Raw genomic sequence first — 15,282 nt, 5'->3', positions numbered from 1 at the left:
TTCAGTTTGCAACTTCGGTGCAACTTTCATCGATTGAAAGCTGCGTGTTTGATTGCACGGATTCATTGCCCGCGCCCCTGACAAATGCGAACGCCTGTTTCAGGTCGTCGAGCAGATCGTCGGTGTCTTCGATGCCGACAGAGATCCGCACCAGCCCCTCTGAAATACCCAGGGCCAGGCGTTCCTCCAGCGTGTTCTCGACATGGCTGGTGGTGCGGGCCGGACCGTAGATGGTTTCCACCGCTCCGAGATTGCCCGCGCAGTGGGCGAATCGCAGGCGTGGCAAGAGCACCTTGACCGTGTCCATGCCGCCCGCCACGACAAAGCTGACGATGGCACCGAAGCCGGACATTTGCGCGCACGCCACCGCATGATTCGGATGGCCGGGCAAACCGGGATAATTGACCGACTCCACCAAAGGTTCGACGCAGAGGTACTCGGCCAGTGCACGGGCACTGCGTTGCTGCTGACGCATGCGCAGCACCAGGGTTTTCATGCCGCGAATGATCATGTAGGCGGAGAACGGGTCGAGCGTCGCTCCGTTGATTTCCCGGTAATGACGCACCTTGGCCATCAGTGATTCACTACCGCACACCAGGCCGCCAAGCACGTCGCCGTGGCCGCTGAGAAACTTGGTGGCACTGTGAATGACCACGTCCACACCCAGCGCCAGCGGGTTCTGATTCAATGGCGTGGCGAAGGTGTTATCCGCCACCACAATGGCACCGACACGCTTGGCCGCAGCCACCAGACGCTCGATATCGAGTATTTTCAGCGTCGGGTTGGTTGGTGTTTCCAGATACACCAATTGGCAACCTTTGGCGATTTCGCGTTCGATTTCTTCGTGATCGAACGTCTCGCACAACGTCACGTTCACACCGGTGCGCGGCAGGAACTCTTCGAAAATCTTGTTGGTGCCGCCATAGCTGTCCCTGGTCGAGACCACCCGATCGCCATGGGCCAGGAAGGTGTAGAGCACGCTGCTGATCGCTGCCATCCCGCTGCTGAAAGCCACGGCTGACTCGGCCAGTTCCAACTCGCAAATCTTTGCCTCGAGGGTCTCGACTGTCGGGTTGCTCATGCGGCTGTAAATAAAGCCGGGCGCCTTGCCCAACGCAACGTCGTACCAGACATCGATGTCGTCATAACCATAGGCGGCACTGACCACGATGGGCGTTTGAGTGGCGTTGTAGGGATGCCTGACCTGCTCCCCGCCCCACACGGCACGGGTTCCCGCACCGGCATTAACAAACCCTGCGTTGTCTGGTTTTTTATTCATAAAGACTACTCGCACTGAGGGTGGCGAATGTTGAGTCACTCACCGGATCTGGCGGCCAATATAGTGAAAAGCAGCGCCGCCGAGAAACGATGTTATCGGTGCCAAAGGGCCGCTTTTTTTAATGGCTGTGATTGCGTGGAGCCAGGTCGATTGCAACCTTTCACCACAAGGCGGAGCACGGCAGCTGGAGCGAAACGATCTCGTTCACCGCCTGCTTGAGTTGAGCGCCATCGAAATTCGATACACCGATGACGTGAGTTTTTCCTTGATCGCGCGCGACTGCCAAAACCCGGCATCAACTGCGGGTGCAAAGTTTTCCCAGGTTGATATCCGGCACGGAGGCGGCGCGATCAGGATAGAGTGCAGTGCCGACGAAACAATCCTGACCAGATATCAATGCAACTGATGCCGAAAAGGTAAGTCCGGCCCGTTTTTACCGCAGGTCAGGGCCGCGGCGCTGACGGCAAAGTCGAGCATTGCGTCGATCTGTTCACGGCTCAAGCAGTGCAAGCCCTCCACCGAATCCAGTTGCTGCTCAGTCAGCCAAGCAATCAATGCCGCCTGGAAGGTGTCGCCGGCGCCTACGGTATCGACCATCGCCACGGCACGGGCAGGCACCGACCAAGTGCCATGACGGCGGCTGAAAACTGTCGCGCCCTGACCGCCACGGGTGAGGAATACCAGTTGGCAGCGGTGCTCCAGCCAGCTCTCGATCACGCTCTGCGGATCACGCTCGGGGTAGAGTAGGTTCAGGTCTTCGTCACTGACCTTGACCAGATCGGCATGTTCGACCAGAGCGCCGATACGTTCGCGCCACAATTCGATATTCGGCTCTGGGTTGAGTCGCACGTTGGGGTCGAGGCTGATCAGGCGTTTGCCACTTTCCCGGCAGACCAGAGCCAACAGGGTATCGGCAATCGGCTGCACCACCAACGAGAACGAGCCGATATGCAACCCTCGCACCTCAGCGCCCAACTCAGGCAAATGCCCCGGCAACAGCTGACGATCAGCGCAGCCTTCGCCGCGAAAGCTGTAATGCGGCGAGCCATCGGCACCAACGGCGACCATGGCAAGGGTGGTCGGTGCGTCGAAGTCCTGAAGGTAATCCAAACGCACGCCTTCGTCCTGCAATACTTGCTGTAAACGCCGGCCCAGATAGTCGGTGGACAACCCGGCAAACAGCGCCACGTCGATACCCAGGCGCCGCAGCCCGACGGCGACGTTGAATGGTGAACCGCCGGTAATGGCCTTGTAGTTTATTTTTGAAGCTTGAGCTCCGGGGTCGTTTTCACTAAAAAAATCGAACAGCGCTTCGCCACATACCAGATACATAGTCGTTTGCTCTTTAATGGTTCGCTACGTTGTCGATAGCGTTAATAGGCCTGTTGATAGGCAGCCACGCCGGCTGCGACACTCTCGCTCAAGGAGAAGAAGCAGGTTCTTCATCTGTGATCGTGAAGTCAGCTCTACTGCTGGCCGAAATCACAAATTCGGCATTCGGAAGGTCGTTGCAATGAACTTTTTCATAGGCAGTAGACTCATCGAACCCGAATGATCGCCATCGATCAAGCAGTCGCGTCTCCAGGGTTTTACGGTCAACCTGCAGCATAATGGTGGTGTCAAAACAGTCCCTTAAGGACGACCATGGGGCAAGATTCAATAGAAGGTAGTTTCCTTCTACGATGAGATATTTCACGTCAGAGGAAACCAATCGACCTGCGGCACGGGATATCTCCAGGTTACGATCGAATACTGGAACGGCAACCGTTGGTTCGTTGTTCGCACGAAGCCGCAGCAGCAGACTCCTGAAGCCACCCACATCGAATGTATCGGGGGAGCCCTTACGGTCTAAAAGGTTCAAGGATCCAAGAACCGCGTCATCGTAATGAAAGCCATCCCCGGGAATGACCGCTGCACTCCCCGGCTTGATACTATTAAGGGCCTCTACCAAGGCCTCCGAGACGGTGGACTTACCGGCACCAGGTGGCCCCGCTAGCGCAACGACAATTCGATTACCAGACAGGGCCTTGACGTAGTCAAGTAGCTCTATGCTTACTATTGTGTTTGCGTTGGAAAACATGCCAGGTTTCTCGTCAGCAGGCGTCGCTCAAGCTCCCATACCGAGATGCATGGAGCTTGAACAACACTTATGAATTCATAATGACAACAGGATCAACAGAGTCCTTAGCGAGCAAACCTCTAAGAGGCCCATAACTGAAGCACATCCATGGGCCTGATACTTAACCAGAGCCACCGGAAGATCATTAAATTCAGGTTGTTCGGCTACTGCGAGCACCTCGCAGCAGCCATTACCCGCATTCCAGATGTGGCTGGATACGCCTATGCCACCTGACTAAACCGCATATTAGTCATTGGTCAGCTTGCCAACCTTTGTACTCCATAACATTAGCTCGGGTTACGAGTGAGGGTTGAAGCAGTACCGTTGTGCTCTCCAGGGATTTTCCATTCAGCAGGTCGTTACCCATCGTTACGGCCTGTTGTGCTTGGCCCCAAGGGGACTGAGAGGCAGAAGCCTGGATCTGTGTATCGCTTTTGAGTGCGGTCTCTATATCGGGAGCCCCATCCACCGATGCGATAATGATGCCTTTACGCTTGAGTTGTTTTGCTGCCAGGTCTGCACCTATGGCTTGGGGATCATTGATAGCGAACACCGCGTCGATTTTTGCAAAGCGAGTCAGGTCGCCTTGCATCACGCTGTAGCCACCTTCGCGAGAGCCTTTGGCATCCTGATTATCGGACAGTACCTTGATATCGGGTGCCTGTGCGAAAACACTCTTGCACCCATTGACGCGATCCAGGACTGCTGAAGTCTGCGTACCATTCTGGATAATAACGTTACCCTTGCCACCCAGCTGCTCGGCAATGTACTGACAGACCATCTTGCCGGCTTCAACGTTATCTGTCTGTACCGTGGCGTTGGCACCCTGCACCATGACATCAACCCCCACAACTACTATGCCGGCCTTTCTGGCTTTGGCAATCGCAGGTGCAATCGCTACAGGGTCGACGGCATTGACAAGAATCAGGTTTACGCCCGACGAAATGAAGTTATCGATCTGGGTGAACTGCTTGTTTAAATCGTAGTCGGCCGAGACTGAGGTGAATTTTGCGGCGGGGTTGATCTGCAATGCCTGCGCTTTGGCGCCATTTACCATCGCTACGAAATACGGATTTCCCAGCGAGCCAACGGTTATCCCGACGGATTTCAATTCTTGCGCCTGAGCGGTATTAAATGCCAGGAGTGCACAAGCAGCGGCCAATATTGTTTTTTTCATGAGCACAGTCTCTTATTGTTGGAGTATTAGAGGAGTTTTATAGCGTTCAGGTTCGTGCGCCGGTCTGCCGAAAACGATCGAGTGCTACCGCCCCGATGATGACGACACCCTTGATGATGTATTGCCAGATATCCGAAACGCCCAGCAATATCAGACCGTTGGAAAGTGTCGCGATGATCAGGGCGCCAATCAGCGTACCGACGATGGTGCCGACGCCGCCGGTGAAACGTGTGCCACCCAGGATGACGGCGGCGATAGCGTCGAGTTCATAGGACTGGCCCATTTGCAGACCGTTGGCCGCCATCAAACGAGCGGAAGTCATGATGGCCCCCACACCTGCCAGCAAACCGGATATGGCGTAAACGAAGAGCAGGACTTTCCAGACCTTGATTCCCGATAACCGCGCGGCCTCAGGATTGCCACCCACTGCGTAAATCTGTACGCCTAAAACCGTCCGACGAAGAATGAGCCACGAAAGAGTCACCACTACCAGCGCGATGACAACCAGCCATGGCACCCCGAACAACGTATCGTTTCCAATGAAGGCAAATGACAAGTCGGGGTTGAACACCGTTTTGTCTTCGCCGATGAGGCGTGCGATCCCACGCATCGCCGTCAATCCGCCCAGTGTGACTATAAACGCAGGCAGCTTGCCAAAAGCGACCAATACGCCATTGACGAGCCCGAGCAACAGGCCGATTCCAAGCCCCGCAGGGATGGCCAGAGAGGACAATCCGGGAACTTGCGATATCAACAGCGCCACTACCGCGGAAACAGCCAGGATCGAACCCACTGAAAGGTCGATGCCCCCGGTCAAAATCACGAAAGTCAGGCCGGATGCCAATACCACATTGATAGAGGCTTGTTGGCTGATGATCGAGAAGTTCTGCGCCGAGAAGAAGTTGTCGCTCATCAGGCTGAAGCCCACACACAGGAGCAACAATACGGGAAGCATGCCCGCTACCCTCATCAGTTGACGCATTTTCTCCTGTGCGCCAGGTCCGGCAATGCTCCGCGCATTGGGTGTGATGAAGTCACTTGCTGCTTTGCGTTGCAGTGGGGAAGTCATTGAACTAAGTCTCCGTTGGCTAGAGTCAAGCTGTCGCTGCCTGTGGCAAACGCGATAATGGTTTCGGGTGTGATATCAACACCGCTGCGGCCACCGAGTTCGGCGACAAGTTTCCCTTCACACATGACCAATACACGGTCAGCGATTCCAACAATCTCTGGCAGTTCACTTGAAATCATCACGACACAAACGCCGGAGGCGGCCAATGCATTGATTATTTTATATATTTCTGTTTTGGCTCCAATATCGACACCCGAGGTGGGTTCGTCCAAGAACAGCACTTTGGGCTTCATCTCAAGCAGACGAGCCAGCAAAACCTTTTGTTGGTTGCCTCCAGACAGCGCGCCGACAATGATGTCTGGAGATGCTTTTATATTGAGTGCCTGAATGGCTTGTTCGGTACGTCCGGTTCCAGCCGTCCGGTCCACAAAACCCGTCAATGAAGCATCATTTCCCAATACACAAACATTGATATTGTCGTGGACACTCATATCGAGAAAGAGGCCCAAGGCTTTACGGTCTTCTGTCAGATAGGCGATACCTGCATTGCCTGCATCGCGAGGGGAGCGTATGGCTACAACTTCGCCGTCCAGTTCAATGTGTCCACCCGAGTATGCATCGACACCTGCAATTAATCGGGCAAGTTCTGTTCTCCCTGAGCCCACCAGCCCTGCAATCCCGAGAATTTCGCCGGCATACAGGTCGAAACTGCAATCTCGAATTTTTAAACCATCAGTAAGGTGGCGGACACGTAGTACCGGTTGCTCGTAAGAACACGTAGCACGCTCATGGGCATAGAAACCGGAAACATCGCGACCCACCATCATCCGGACCAGGGTTTCAGCCGATAGCGTGCCACGGTCCAGCGAACCCACGTAACGGCCGTCCCGGAGCACCGAAACGAAATCGGACAGAGCGTATATTTCAGCCATTCGATGGCTGATATAGATGATTGCGACACCGTCATCACGTAACTGGCGAATCAACGCAAATAGACTTTCAGTCTCTTTTGAAGACAGCGGCGTTGTAGGCTCATCCATCACCAGGATTCGCGTATCGGCATGAATGGCGCGGGCGATTTCAACAAGTTGTTGGTCGGCGATCGACAATGTACCGACCAGCGCGTGTGGATCAAATGTGACGCCAAGTCGCTTTAGTACAACCTGCGCGCCTTCGGTCATTGCCTTGTGGTTTACAACCCCACATCGACGAATTTCTCTACCCAGGTAGATGTTCTCGACCACGCTCATATTCGCGCACAAGCTGAGCTCTTGATAGATAACTGAAATGCCATGGCACTTCGCATCGTTCAGGCCATAGTTTCGAATATCACATCCATCGATTCGGATAGTGCCACTGTCGGCTATATAGGCTCCCGACAGGATTTTCATCAGAGTGGATTTTCCGGCGCCGTTTTCGCCCATTAGCGCGTGGATTTGTCCGGGAAAAATACTAAGGTCGATGTCATGCAACACGCGTACGCCATTGAATGACTTGGAGATGGAACGCATTTCCAATAGAGCAGGAGGAGGACTTTCAGATCCAGTACTGAGCATAGCGGTTGACTCCTTATCTGCCGATTTGAGAAGCAGTGAAACCTCTCATCGGTGTTCTTGTTCGACAAACATAGTGCAAAGGAAATCGCTTGCGCAAGCGCTTTCCTTTGCTCTGGAGGGAAATTGAAAGACTTAGGAAAGCGCTTGCGCAAGCGCTTTCGTCTCGGCTATGCTTTTTTCGACAGCGTCCCTGCGTCCCGTTAACGGTCCGCTACGTGGTCGTAAAAATAATAAAAAAGGAGTGCCCGGCTATGCTGCATAGCGGATTCCATCGTCTCGCCTCACCCGCTATCGGTGCGCAGCGCACCTCGCTGGGTCTTCCTCGATATTGCGCGCCTGTCCTTGCACCGATTCCTGGAGCTTGCGACACATTTTCTCGTCGTGAGCTTTACAATGGCTTACTGCCGGGCATGGTCCCGGCGCTATCCATGAATTCACGTGAGAAAGGAGTGGTACACAGTGGGCGCAAAGATGAGTGATGTCGCGCGGGCCGCAAACGTATCAATGTCTACGGTATCCCATGTACTCAACGGTACTCGCAAAGTACATCCGGACACCGTTCGTAGCGTGAATCAGGCTGTAGAGTCCGTGGGCTATATTCGAAACTCGCTCGCTCGGTCTCTGGCACGCTCCTCTTCAGGTGCTATAGGGGTAGCGATTGCTACTCTGTCGAACTATTACTTCAGTGAAACAGTACGTGCCATCGAAGCGGCCTGTGCGAAAAGCGGCTTGATGATGATTCTGGTCAATACGCAAAAAGATCCTGAACAAGAGCTTAAAGCGATCAAAGCGCTGCATGAAAGACGGGTTGACGGCATTGTACTGGCCTCGGAATATGATCCAGAAAATAGAGTATTTAATTACTTAAAGGCCAACAAAATACCCACGGTTCTCATCGACCGACTTCTGTCGACGTCTTTCGATCAGGTGGGGGTAGAGAATAAGCAATCCTCTCAAGAGTTGATTGCACACCTGATTAAACTTGGACATCGGCGTATCGGGATGGTCTCCGGACGATTGACCCAGTCTTCTTCTCTTGAACGAATTGACGGTTACCGTGCGGCCTTGGCTGACGCAGGCATTGCCTACGATGAGCAATTGGTTTGCTGTGGTGAATCGGCGATTGCGCCGGCCATGGAAGCGACTCGCCGTTTATTGGCGCTGGAGCAGCCGCCGACCGCCATCATGACTGCCAACAACCTGATGACCATTGGTGCTATGCAGGCCCTGCGTGCAACAGGGCTTGAAGTGCCGAAGGACATCGCGCTGGTCGGCTTTGACGATTTCGATTGGGCGGATGCTTTTAGCCCCCGACTGACCGTTATGGCGCAACCTCTCGAGGAACTTGGAGCACAGGCTGTGAAGCTTCTATTGAAGCGTATCAAGCAACCGGAAGGACGACGCCAGACGCTGCGATTGAAACCCTCTTTAATTCAGCGAGACTCTTGCGGCTTTCCCAAATAATAGTACTCAGGCATTTATCCTGATGATCTGGCGGTTGCGGACGTGAATTATTGCAATTGTTTTTCCAAGTCCAGCCGCCTGAGTAACTTTTAAACTGAACGATCAGTAGCTCGTTTTTATTTGTCGTGCATGTTTGCATGAGCGCGCCGATCTGGTGGGCGCAGTCCGATAAAGGGTAGTCACTAAAACTGTAGCGCGTATCGCTGCCGGGCACTTGTGCGTTCGCGAAAGCAAAAAACCTCCACATTAGAATCGTTGGTTCAGACGGCGCAGGCCGTATTGGCAAAGAGGGACTGGGCATGAATAACTACAACAAAACGAGTGATGTGACGGCGTTGCCGGCATGGCGCAAGTTGCTCGAACACCGTGAGAGCATGGACAACTTCAGTATGCGCGATGCCTTTCAAGATGACAGTAAACGCTTTCAAGACTTCTCCCTGGCGGGCTGCGGGCTGTTTCTGGATTACTCCAAAAACCTGATCACTCACAAGACGCGCTCACTGCTTGTAAACCTTGCTCGCGAGGCTGGCGTGGAACAGGCCGCGCATGCCATGTTCAGTGGAGAAAAAATCAACTGTTCCGAGGGGCGTCCTGTGCTGCATACCGCGCTGCGACGACCAGTGGGTGAACCCTTGATGGTCGATGGCCGCAACTTGATGCGCGATGTGCATGGTGCCCTGGCGCAGATGACTGACGTTGTGAGTCGTATCCATAGTCATCTTTGGCGTGGTTACAACGATAAGGTCATCACTGATGTCGTAAACATTGGTATTGGTGGCTCATTTCTGGGCCCTGAGCTTGTCTCTGAAGCACTCGCGCCCTTCGCTCGGCATGGGGTGCGGTGCCATTACCTGGCTAACATCGACGGCAATGAATTCCGCGAGGTTACAGCCGATCTGAACGTAGAAACAACGCTGTTCATCATCTCCAGCAAAACCTTCGGTACCCTTGAAACGTTGAAGAACGCGCAAGCTTGTAGAAGCTGGTACCTGGCCAAGGGCGGGACGGAAGAGAAGCTATATCGCCACTTCATTGCGGTGACGAGTAATCGTCAAGCTGCGCTGGATTTCGGCATCCGTGAAGCAAACATTTTTCCTATGTGGGACTGGGTCGGTGGCCGTTACTCACTCTGGTCGGCAATCGGCCTGCCGATTGCTCTGGCCATTGGCATCGCTAACTTTAAGGAACTGCTGTCCGGCGCGTACGCTATGGATCAACATTTCCTGAATGAACCATTGGAACAGAACCTTCCCGTTCTTTTAGCGGTACTCGGCGTTTGGTATCACAACTTTTGGGGTGCGCAAAGCTATGCGTTCTTGCCCTACGACCATAATCTGCGCAACTTCGTGAAACACCTGCAGCAGATGGACATGGAGTCTAATGGCAAAAGTGTTCGTCATGACGGCACGCCAGTCTCCTACACCACTGGCCCGGTAATCTGGGGTGGCGTGGGATGTAACGGACAGCACGCTTACCACCAGTTGTTGCATCAAGGGACGCCTCTAATTCCAGCTGACTTTATTGTGCCTGTGGTCAGCCACAACCCAGTGGCTGATCATCAGGAATGGCTGTACGCCAATTGCTTGTCTCAAAGCCAAGCGCTGATGCGAGGCAAAAACCGCGCTGAAGCTGAGGCAGAGCTAAAAGCCAAAGGTCTTTCATCCAGTGAGATTGAACGACTGGCGCCGCATAAGGTGATCCCCGGCAACCGGCCAAGCAATACAGTTGCTCTTGAGATCATCAATCCACATAGCCTTGGGGCGCTGATCGCCCTTTATGAACACAAGGTCTTTGTCCAGGGTGTCATTTGGGGAGTCAATTCGTTTGATCAATGGGGCGTGGAGCTGGGCAAGGAGCTAGGCAACAGCGTCTACAACCTTCTGACTCGCTATGACGCGGAACCGGCAGATGATTCCTCGACGCAGGGCCTTATAGATTTCTTCCGAGGACGTCATCGTGGTTAAGGTAGTTTGGGCTTCCAAGTGCATGGCCTGAAAATACATTCCAAAAGCTAAAACTTAAGGAGGGCTAACTAACTCATTGATTAAGTAATCGCTTGCTTACCCTCGTCACTCCGCCTGGCACTGCATGGATTTTTCTCATGCTTTGGCTCAGGCGATACGGTGCGTTCTCTATTCGATTTAACTTATTTCCCGTTCGGGAACTTGTGTGTGGAGCTAGCGTGCTAGCTCGCATTATTGACCTTGTCCAATAAATATAAAAAACAAAAGGTGTCATGAATGAACGTTAAAACTCTCAGCGCAGTTCTGGGTGCGTCTCTTGCTGCCGGTTTTCTGCCCGTTAATGCGTATTCAACAGAGTTCAGCGGTTACTACAGAACCGGAGTAGGAGATTCGACTCAAGGAGGGACACAGTCGTGTTTTCAGCTACCGGGCGCGCAGTCCAAATATCGCCTTGGCAACGAATGTGAGCAGTATATGGAGCTGGATTTGCGCCAGGATCTGCTTTCACTGGACGACGGCTCAATGCTTAGCGTTGAAGGCATGGCACAGTTTAACAACGAGTATGGCCATAGCCCCAAATTTGACGGAGAGCACGGCTATACGCGGATGAGTCAGCTCTACGCAGAGTGGAGCAAGATGCCGGCATTGAATGGCGGTTCTTTCTGGGCGGGCCGTCGTTACTACAACCGAAACGACATCAATATTTCCGACTACTTCTACTGGAACCAAAGCTCAACGGGCTTTGGGTTCGACCAGGTCGCATTGGGAGATCTGAAATACAGCTACGTGCTCTCACGCAAGGACAACGTCTTCCAAAAGGATTTCGTTACCCGGCATGATGTGACCGTCAGCGGATTCAACACAAATCCCGGTGGCGAGGTTCAGCTGGGCGTCAGTTATCTGGACAAGCCGAGCCGTGAGGATGCTCATCAGGGCTGGTCGGTGGTTGCCCAGCACAAGCAGGTCGCGTTTCTGGGCGGGGTCAACAAGTTCGCTGTTCAATACGGCCGAGGGCCGGGCACCGCATTGGGCTATACCGGTGATACCACGCTGGATGAGAGCAACAAGAGCTGGCGGCTCGTGGAGTTTTTCGATTGGCAATTGACTCATGCTTTCAGTGGTCAAGTTGAACTGGTCTATCAAAAAGACACTCGCCCTGGAGGTGATGATCAGAACTGGTTATCCATTGGTGTTCGGCCAATTTATGCGTTCACGGATCAGTTCAAGCTGATCACCGAGGTTGGGCGCGACCAGGTTGAAGCCGCAGACGGTACCCGAAAACTGACTAAGTACACTATCGCGCCGACTTGGTCACCGAACGGCCCGGGATTCTGGGACAGGCCGGAATTTCGTCTGTATTACACCTACGCTACCTGGAACAAGGCTGCGCAACGCGCCGCCAGCTTGCAATCTCCGGGATCGGCTCTGTCTGATACCGGTGCGTTTGGTACAGACTTGCAAGGCTCCAACGTAGGGGTTCAGATCGAGTATTGGTGGAAATAAGCGCCCTTGTTGACGCCGATGCCGAATTGAACCACGTGCCGACGCAAGACCGACCCACCTCTAAATCAGCTCAATTCCAGCACAGGCAACGGTTTGTGAGGAATCAGACTGGGTTGGTGACATCTCGGCAACTGGGTGTATTCGGCATCGGCGCCAACACCAGGATCGACGCTACTTTATTAAAGGAACTCTCAACGAACCGGAGATGATTGCCTTTGGCCACTTAGTGACTGACTGGTTTTAAGCGTGAACACAATGTATTCGTGTGTCGATATCAGACACGGAGGTGGCGTGATCAGGTAATTGAATCATCGGACAAGCCGGGTAAGGTGGCGCATCTTTTTATCGAGATAACCACATCGCGATGATGGGTTTGATAAGAACTGCAGCGTTTGAAGGGTGCCTCCTTCAGGAAGCCCGGCAGGCAACAATGATGATGATGATGATCTGTTGCCCTATCAATTCGCTTAAATGTCGATCAGTAGAGAAAAAAAAAACAATGATTAGCCCGAACTCCAAGGATTCGAGTGGCCAATTGGCGCAGGGCTTCAAGCCTCGTCACGTCACCATGCTGTCAATCGCCGGTATCATCGGCGCCGGTTTGTTCGTTGGCTCAGGACATGCCATTGCAGCGGCTGGCCCAGCGGTCCTCCTGGCCTATCTGTTCTCAGGCTTGCTCGTCGTTCTGGTCATGCGCATGCTCGGTGAAATGGCGGTGGCCAACCCGGACACCGGTTCGTTCTCCACCTATGCCGATCAGGCCATCGGACGTTGGGCGGGCTTTACCATCGGTTGGCTGTACTGGTGGTTCTGGGTGCTGGTGATCCCTATCGAAGCACTGGCCGCCGGCCATGTGTTGAACCAGTGGTTTCCCCAGATCGATGCCTGGCTGTTCGCCCTGGTGTCGATCATTGCGTTGGTGATCACCAATCTGTTCAGTGTCTCCAAGTACGGTGAATTCGAATTCTGGTTCGCCATGGCCAAGGTGGTGGCGATCATCGGTTTCATCGGCGTGGGTTTTGCCGTGCTGATGGGCTGGGTGCCCGATCGGGAAGTCAGCGGATTGAGCGGACTGATGGCCGAACACGGCGGGTTCGCCCCCAACGGCCTGTCGGCGGTAGTCGGCGCCTTCATCACCATCATGTTCAGCTTCATCGGCACCGAGGCAGTCACCATCGCCGCCGCCGAATCCGACAACCCGTCGCAGAACATTGCCAAAGCCACGCGTTCGGTGATTTGGCGCATCGGCGTGTTCTACCTGTTGTCGATTTTCGTGGTCATCTCCGTGGTGCCCTGGAACGATCCGCTGTTGGCCTCGGTAGGTTCTTATCAGCGGGCCCTGGAAATCATGAACATTCCCCATGCCAAGTTCATGGTGGACGTCGTAGTACTGATCGCCGTGGCCAGTTGCATGAACTCCTCGATCTACATTGCCTCGCGCATGCTGTACTCGCTGGGCCGTCGTGGCGATGCGCCGAAGGCGCTGAAGGCGACCTCCTCCGAAGGCGTGCCGCGGGCAGCCGTCATCGCCAGCACCGTGCTGGGCGCAGCGATCACCGTGTGGAGCTACTTCATGCCCGCCGGGCTGTTTGACTTCCTGCTGGCCAGCTCCGGTGCGATTGCCTTGCTGGTGTACCTGGCCATTGCGGTGTCGCAGCTGCGCATGCGCCGGATGCTGCGTCGGCAGAATGTCGAACTGGCCTTTCGCATGTGGCTGTTCCCGTGGCTCACCTGGCTGGTGATCGCGTTCATTTGCGCAGCGTTGGCGGTCATGATGATCACCCCGGAACACCGTAGCGAAGTGAGCTCGACCATTGGGCTGGCGCTGGCGATTTCCTTTATCGGTCTGGTGACATCGCGTCAGCCTGCACGGGATGCAAGGGCGACGTCGGTGGGATAACCCCAGGGAGGTATTTGCGCCGAACCTGATACCCCCGCGCGCCATGGCTGGGGGTATTACAAGCGCCTGTGTCTCAGGCCGTAATCGCTCTTCGTGAGGACATGACCCCCGATGTCATCGAACTCCACCGTGTCCGACGGTACCCCTACAAAATCAGTTGGTTTTCTGCTGCTGGACAAATTCACGTTGATTTCCCTGGCGTCAGCCGTAGAGCCACTGCGCATGGCCAATCAGTTGTCGGGACAACAGCTGTATCGCTGGCATACGTTCAGCCCCGGTGGAGAGCCCGTCTGGGCCAGTGATGGCGTGCCGATCACCCCAGATGCTTCGTGGAGCAATCCATTGGTGGTGGACACTGTAATCGTGTGCGGCGGCGTTGGAATCCAGAGCGTGATTACCCGCGAGCACATTACCTGGCTGCAAGCCCTGGCGCGTCAATCCAGACGGCTGGGAGGCGTGTGCACGGGCAGTTGGGCACTGGCCAAGGCCGGGCTGCTCGACGGTTATGAGTGCAGTGTGCACTGGGAGTTTCTGGCCGCCATGCAGGAAGCTTTTCCACGAGTCAGCGTCAGTTCGAGTCTGTTCACCCTTGACCGAAACCGCTTCACTAGCTCCGGCGGAACGGCCCCTATGGACATGATGTTGCATCTGATCGGTCGCGATCATGGTCGTGAATTATCGGCTGCCATCTCTGAGATGTTTGTCTACGAGCGCATACGCAACCAACAGGACCATCAGCGCGTTCCGCTCAAGCACGTGCTGGGAACTCACCAGCCCAAGCTGCAGGAGATCGTTGCGTTGATGGAGGCCAACCTCGAGGAACCGCTCGACCTGGATAACCTTGCACAATACGTTGATTTGTCACGTCGACAGCTAGAGCGGCTATTTCAGAAATACCTGCACTGTACGCCGTCACGCTACTACATGAGGTTACGTCTTGTTCGAGCGCGACAACTGCTCAAGCAAACATCATTGTCGATCATTGAGTTGGCGTATGTATGCGGTTTCGTGTCCACACCCCACTTTTCCAAATGCTATCGCGAGTACTTTGGTGTTCCACCGAGCGACGAGCGTTCCGGCTCTGAAATGAGTCGCAAACCGGCAACGCTTGCAACTGCACAGCAGTCATCGACCAGACCGCTGACAGCGCTCGACCAGGCTCGAAACGAATCGACTTTTGCCAGTGTTCGAATGATTGATCGTTCCGATTTGGCGCAATCGTGCTGATCGGCTGTCCCTGCCACCCCCATT

General features: G+C 54.3%; 12 protein-coding genes. 6 read left to right on the top strand and 6 right to left on the bottom strand.

Annotated features, from left to right (window positions below):
- Window position 1: 1 nt before the first annotated feature.
- Window positions 2-1,279, bottom strand: coding sequence for a cystathionine gamma-synthase family protein (locus tag ACM6IK_RS11030; RefSeq protein ID WP_414874330.1), 1,278 nt, complete (start codon window positions 1,277-1,279; stop codon window positions 2-4).
- A 121-nt stretch (window positions 1,280-1,400) separates the two neighbouring features.
- On the opposite strand from ACM6IK_RS11030, the gene ACM6IK_RS11025 reads away from it, so the two are divergent.
- Entirely contained in the window at window positions 1,401-1,685 is a 285-nt protein-coding gene (locus ACM6IK_RS11025) for a hypothetical protein (protein WP_414874329.1), read from the top strand.
- On the opposite strand, the gene ACM6IK_RS11020 is transcribed toward ACM6IK_RS11025, so the two are convergent.
- The 5 genes from ACM6IK_RS11020 to ACM6IK_RS11000 all read right to left on the bottom strand — a co-directional run bounded on the left by ACM6IK_RS11020 (window position 1,673) and on the right by ACM6IK_RS11000 (window position 7,200).
- Window positions 1,673-2,611 carry a carbohydrate kinase family protein gene (locus ACM6IK_RS11020; protein WP_414874328.1) on the bottom strand — a complete coding sequence of 313 codons (939 nt, stop codon included), beginning with the start codon at window positions 2,609-2,611 and terminating at the stop codon, window positions 1,673-1,675. The genes ACM6IK_RS11025 and ACM6IK_RS11020 overlap by 13 nt on opposite strands.
- An 88-nt stretch (window positions 2,612-2,699) precedes the next feature.
- Window positions 2,700-3,359 (bottom strand): nucleoside triphosphate hydrolase, encoded by a 660-nt coding sequence (locus ACM6IK_RS11015; protein WP_414874327.1) that lies wholly within the window; start codon window positions 3,357-3,359, stop codon window positions 2,700-2,702.
- A gap of 289 nt (window positions 3,360-3,648) precedes the next feature.
- The gene (locus tag ACM6IK_RS11010; protein ID WP_414874326.1) at window positions 3,649-4,575 is read right to left on the bottom strand and encodes an ABC transporter substrate-binding protein; all 927 of its coding nucleotides are present in this window, start codon (window positions 4,573-4,575) and stop codon (window positions 3,649-3,651) included.
- A 46-nt stretch (window positions 4,576-4,621) separates the two neighbouring features.
- Entirely contained in the window at window positions 4,622-5,644 is a 1,023-nt protein-coding gene (locus tag ACM6IK_RS11005; RefSeq protein WP_414874325.1) for an ABC transporter permease subunit, read from the bottom strand.
- Window positions 5,641-7,200: a sugar ABC transporter ATP-binding protein gene (locus ACM6IK_RS11000; protein WP_414874324.1), complete on the bottom strand. Its 1,560-nt coding sequence runs from the start codon at window positions 7,198-7,200 to the stop codon at window positions 5,641-5,643. The genes ACM6IK_RS11005 and ACM6IK_RS11000 overlap by 4 nt, the downstream gene beginning before the upstream one ends.
- Window positions 7,201-7,659: 459 nt before the next feature.
- On the opposite strand from ACM6IK_RS11000, the gene ACM6IK_RS10995 reads away from it, so the two are divergent.
- From ACM6IK_RS10995 to ACM6IK_RS10975, 5 genes are all read left to right on the top strand, one after another.
- Window positions 7,660-8,664 (top strand): LacI family DNA-binding transcriptional regulator, encoded by a 1,005-nt coding sequence (locus ACM6IK_RS10995; protein WP_414874323.1) that lies wholly within the window; start codon window positions 7,660-7,662, stop codon window positions 8,662-8,664.
- Window positions 8,665-8,963: 299 nt separating this feature from the next.
- Window positions 8,964-10,628: a glucose-6-phosphate isomerase gene (gene pgi / locus ACM6IK_RS10990; protein ID WP_414874322.1), complete on the top strand. Its 1,665-nt coding sequence runs from the start codon at window positions 8,964-8,966 to the stop codon at window positions 10,626-10,628.
- A gap of 276 nt (window positions 10,629-10,904) precedes the next feature.
- Complete coding sequence (locus tag ACM6IK_RS10985; protein WP_218433834.1) at window positions 10,905-12,131, top strand: maltoporin; 1,227 nt, start codon at window positions 10,905-10,907, stop codon at window positions 12,129-12,131.
- Between the two features lie 499 nt (window positions 12,132-12,630).
- A complete protein-coding gene (gabP, locus tag ACM6IK_RS10980; protein WP_108219393.1) occupies window positions 12,631-14,031 on the top strand; it encodes a GABA permease in 1,401 nt (466 codons plus the stop codon).
- A 111-nt stretch (window positions 14,032-14,142) separates the two neighbouring features.
- Window positions 14,143-15,258 carry a GlxA family transcriptional regulator gene (locus ACM6IK_RS10975; protein WP_414874321.1) on the top strand — a complete coding sequence of 372 codons (1,116 nt, stop codon included), beginning with the start codon at window positions 14,143-14,145 and terminating at the stop codon, window positions 15,256-15,258.
- The last annotated feature ends 24 nt before the right edge of the window (window positions 15,259-15,282 follow it).

The sequence above is a fragment of the Pseudomonas sp. IT-196MI5 genome, assembly GCF_949767415.1.
Lineage (GTDB): Bacteria > Pseudomonadota > Gammaproteobacteria > Pseudomonadales > Pseudomonadaceae > Aquipseudomonas.
The sequence above is the reverse complement of the archived record's forward strand: the minus strand, read 5'-3'. Positions and strand labels throughout refer to the sequence as shown.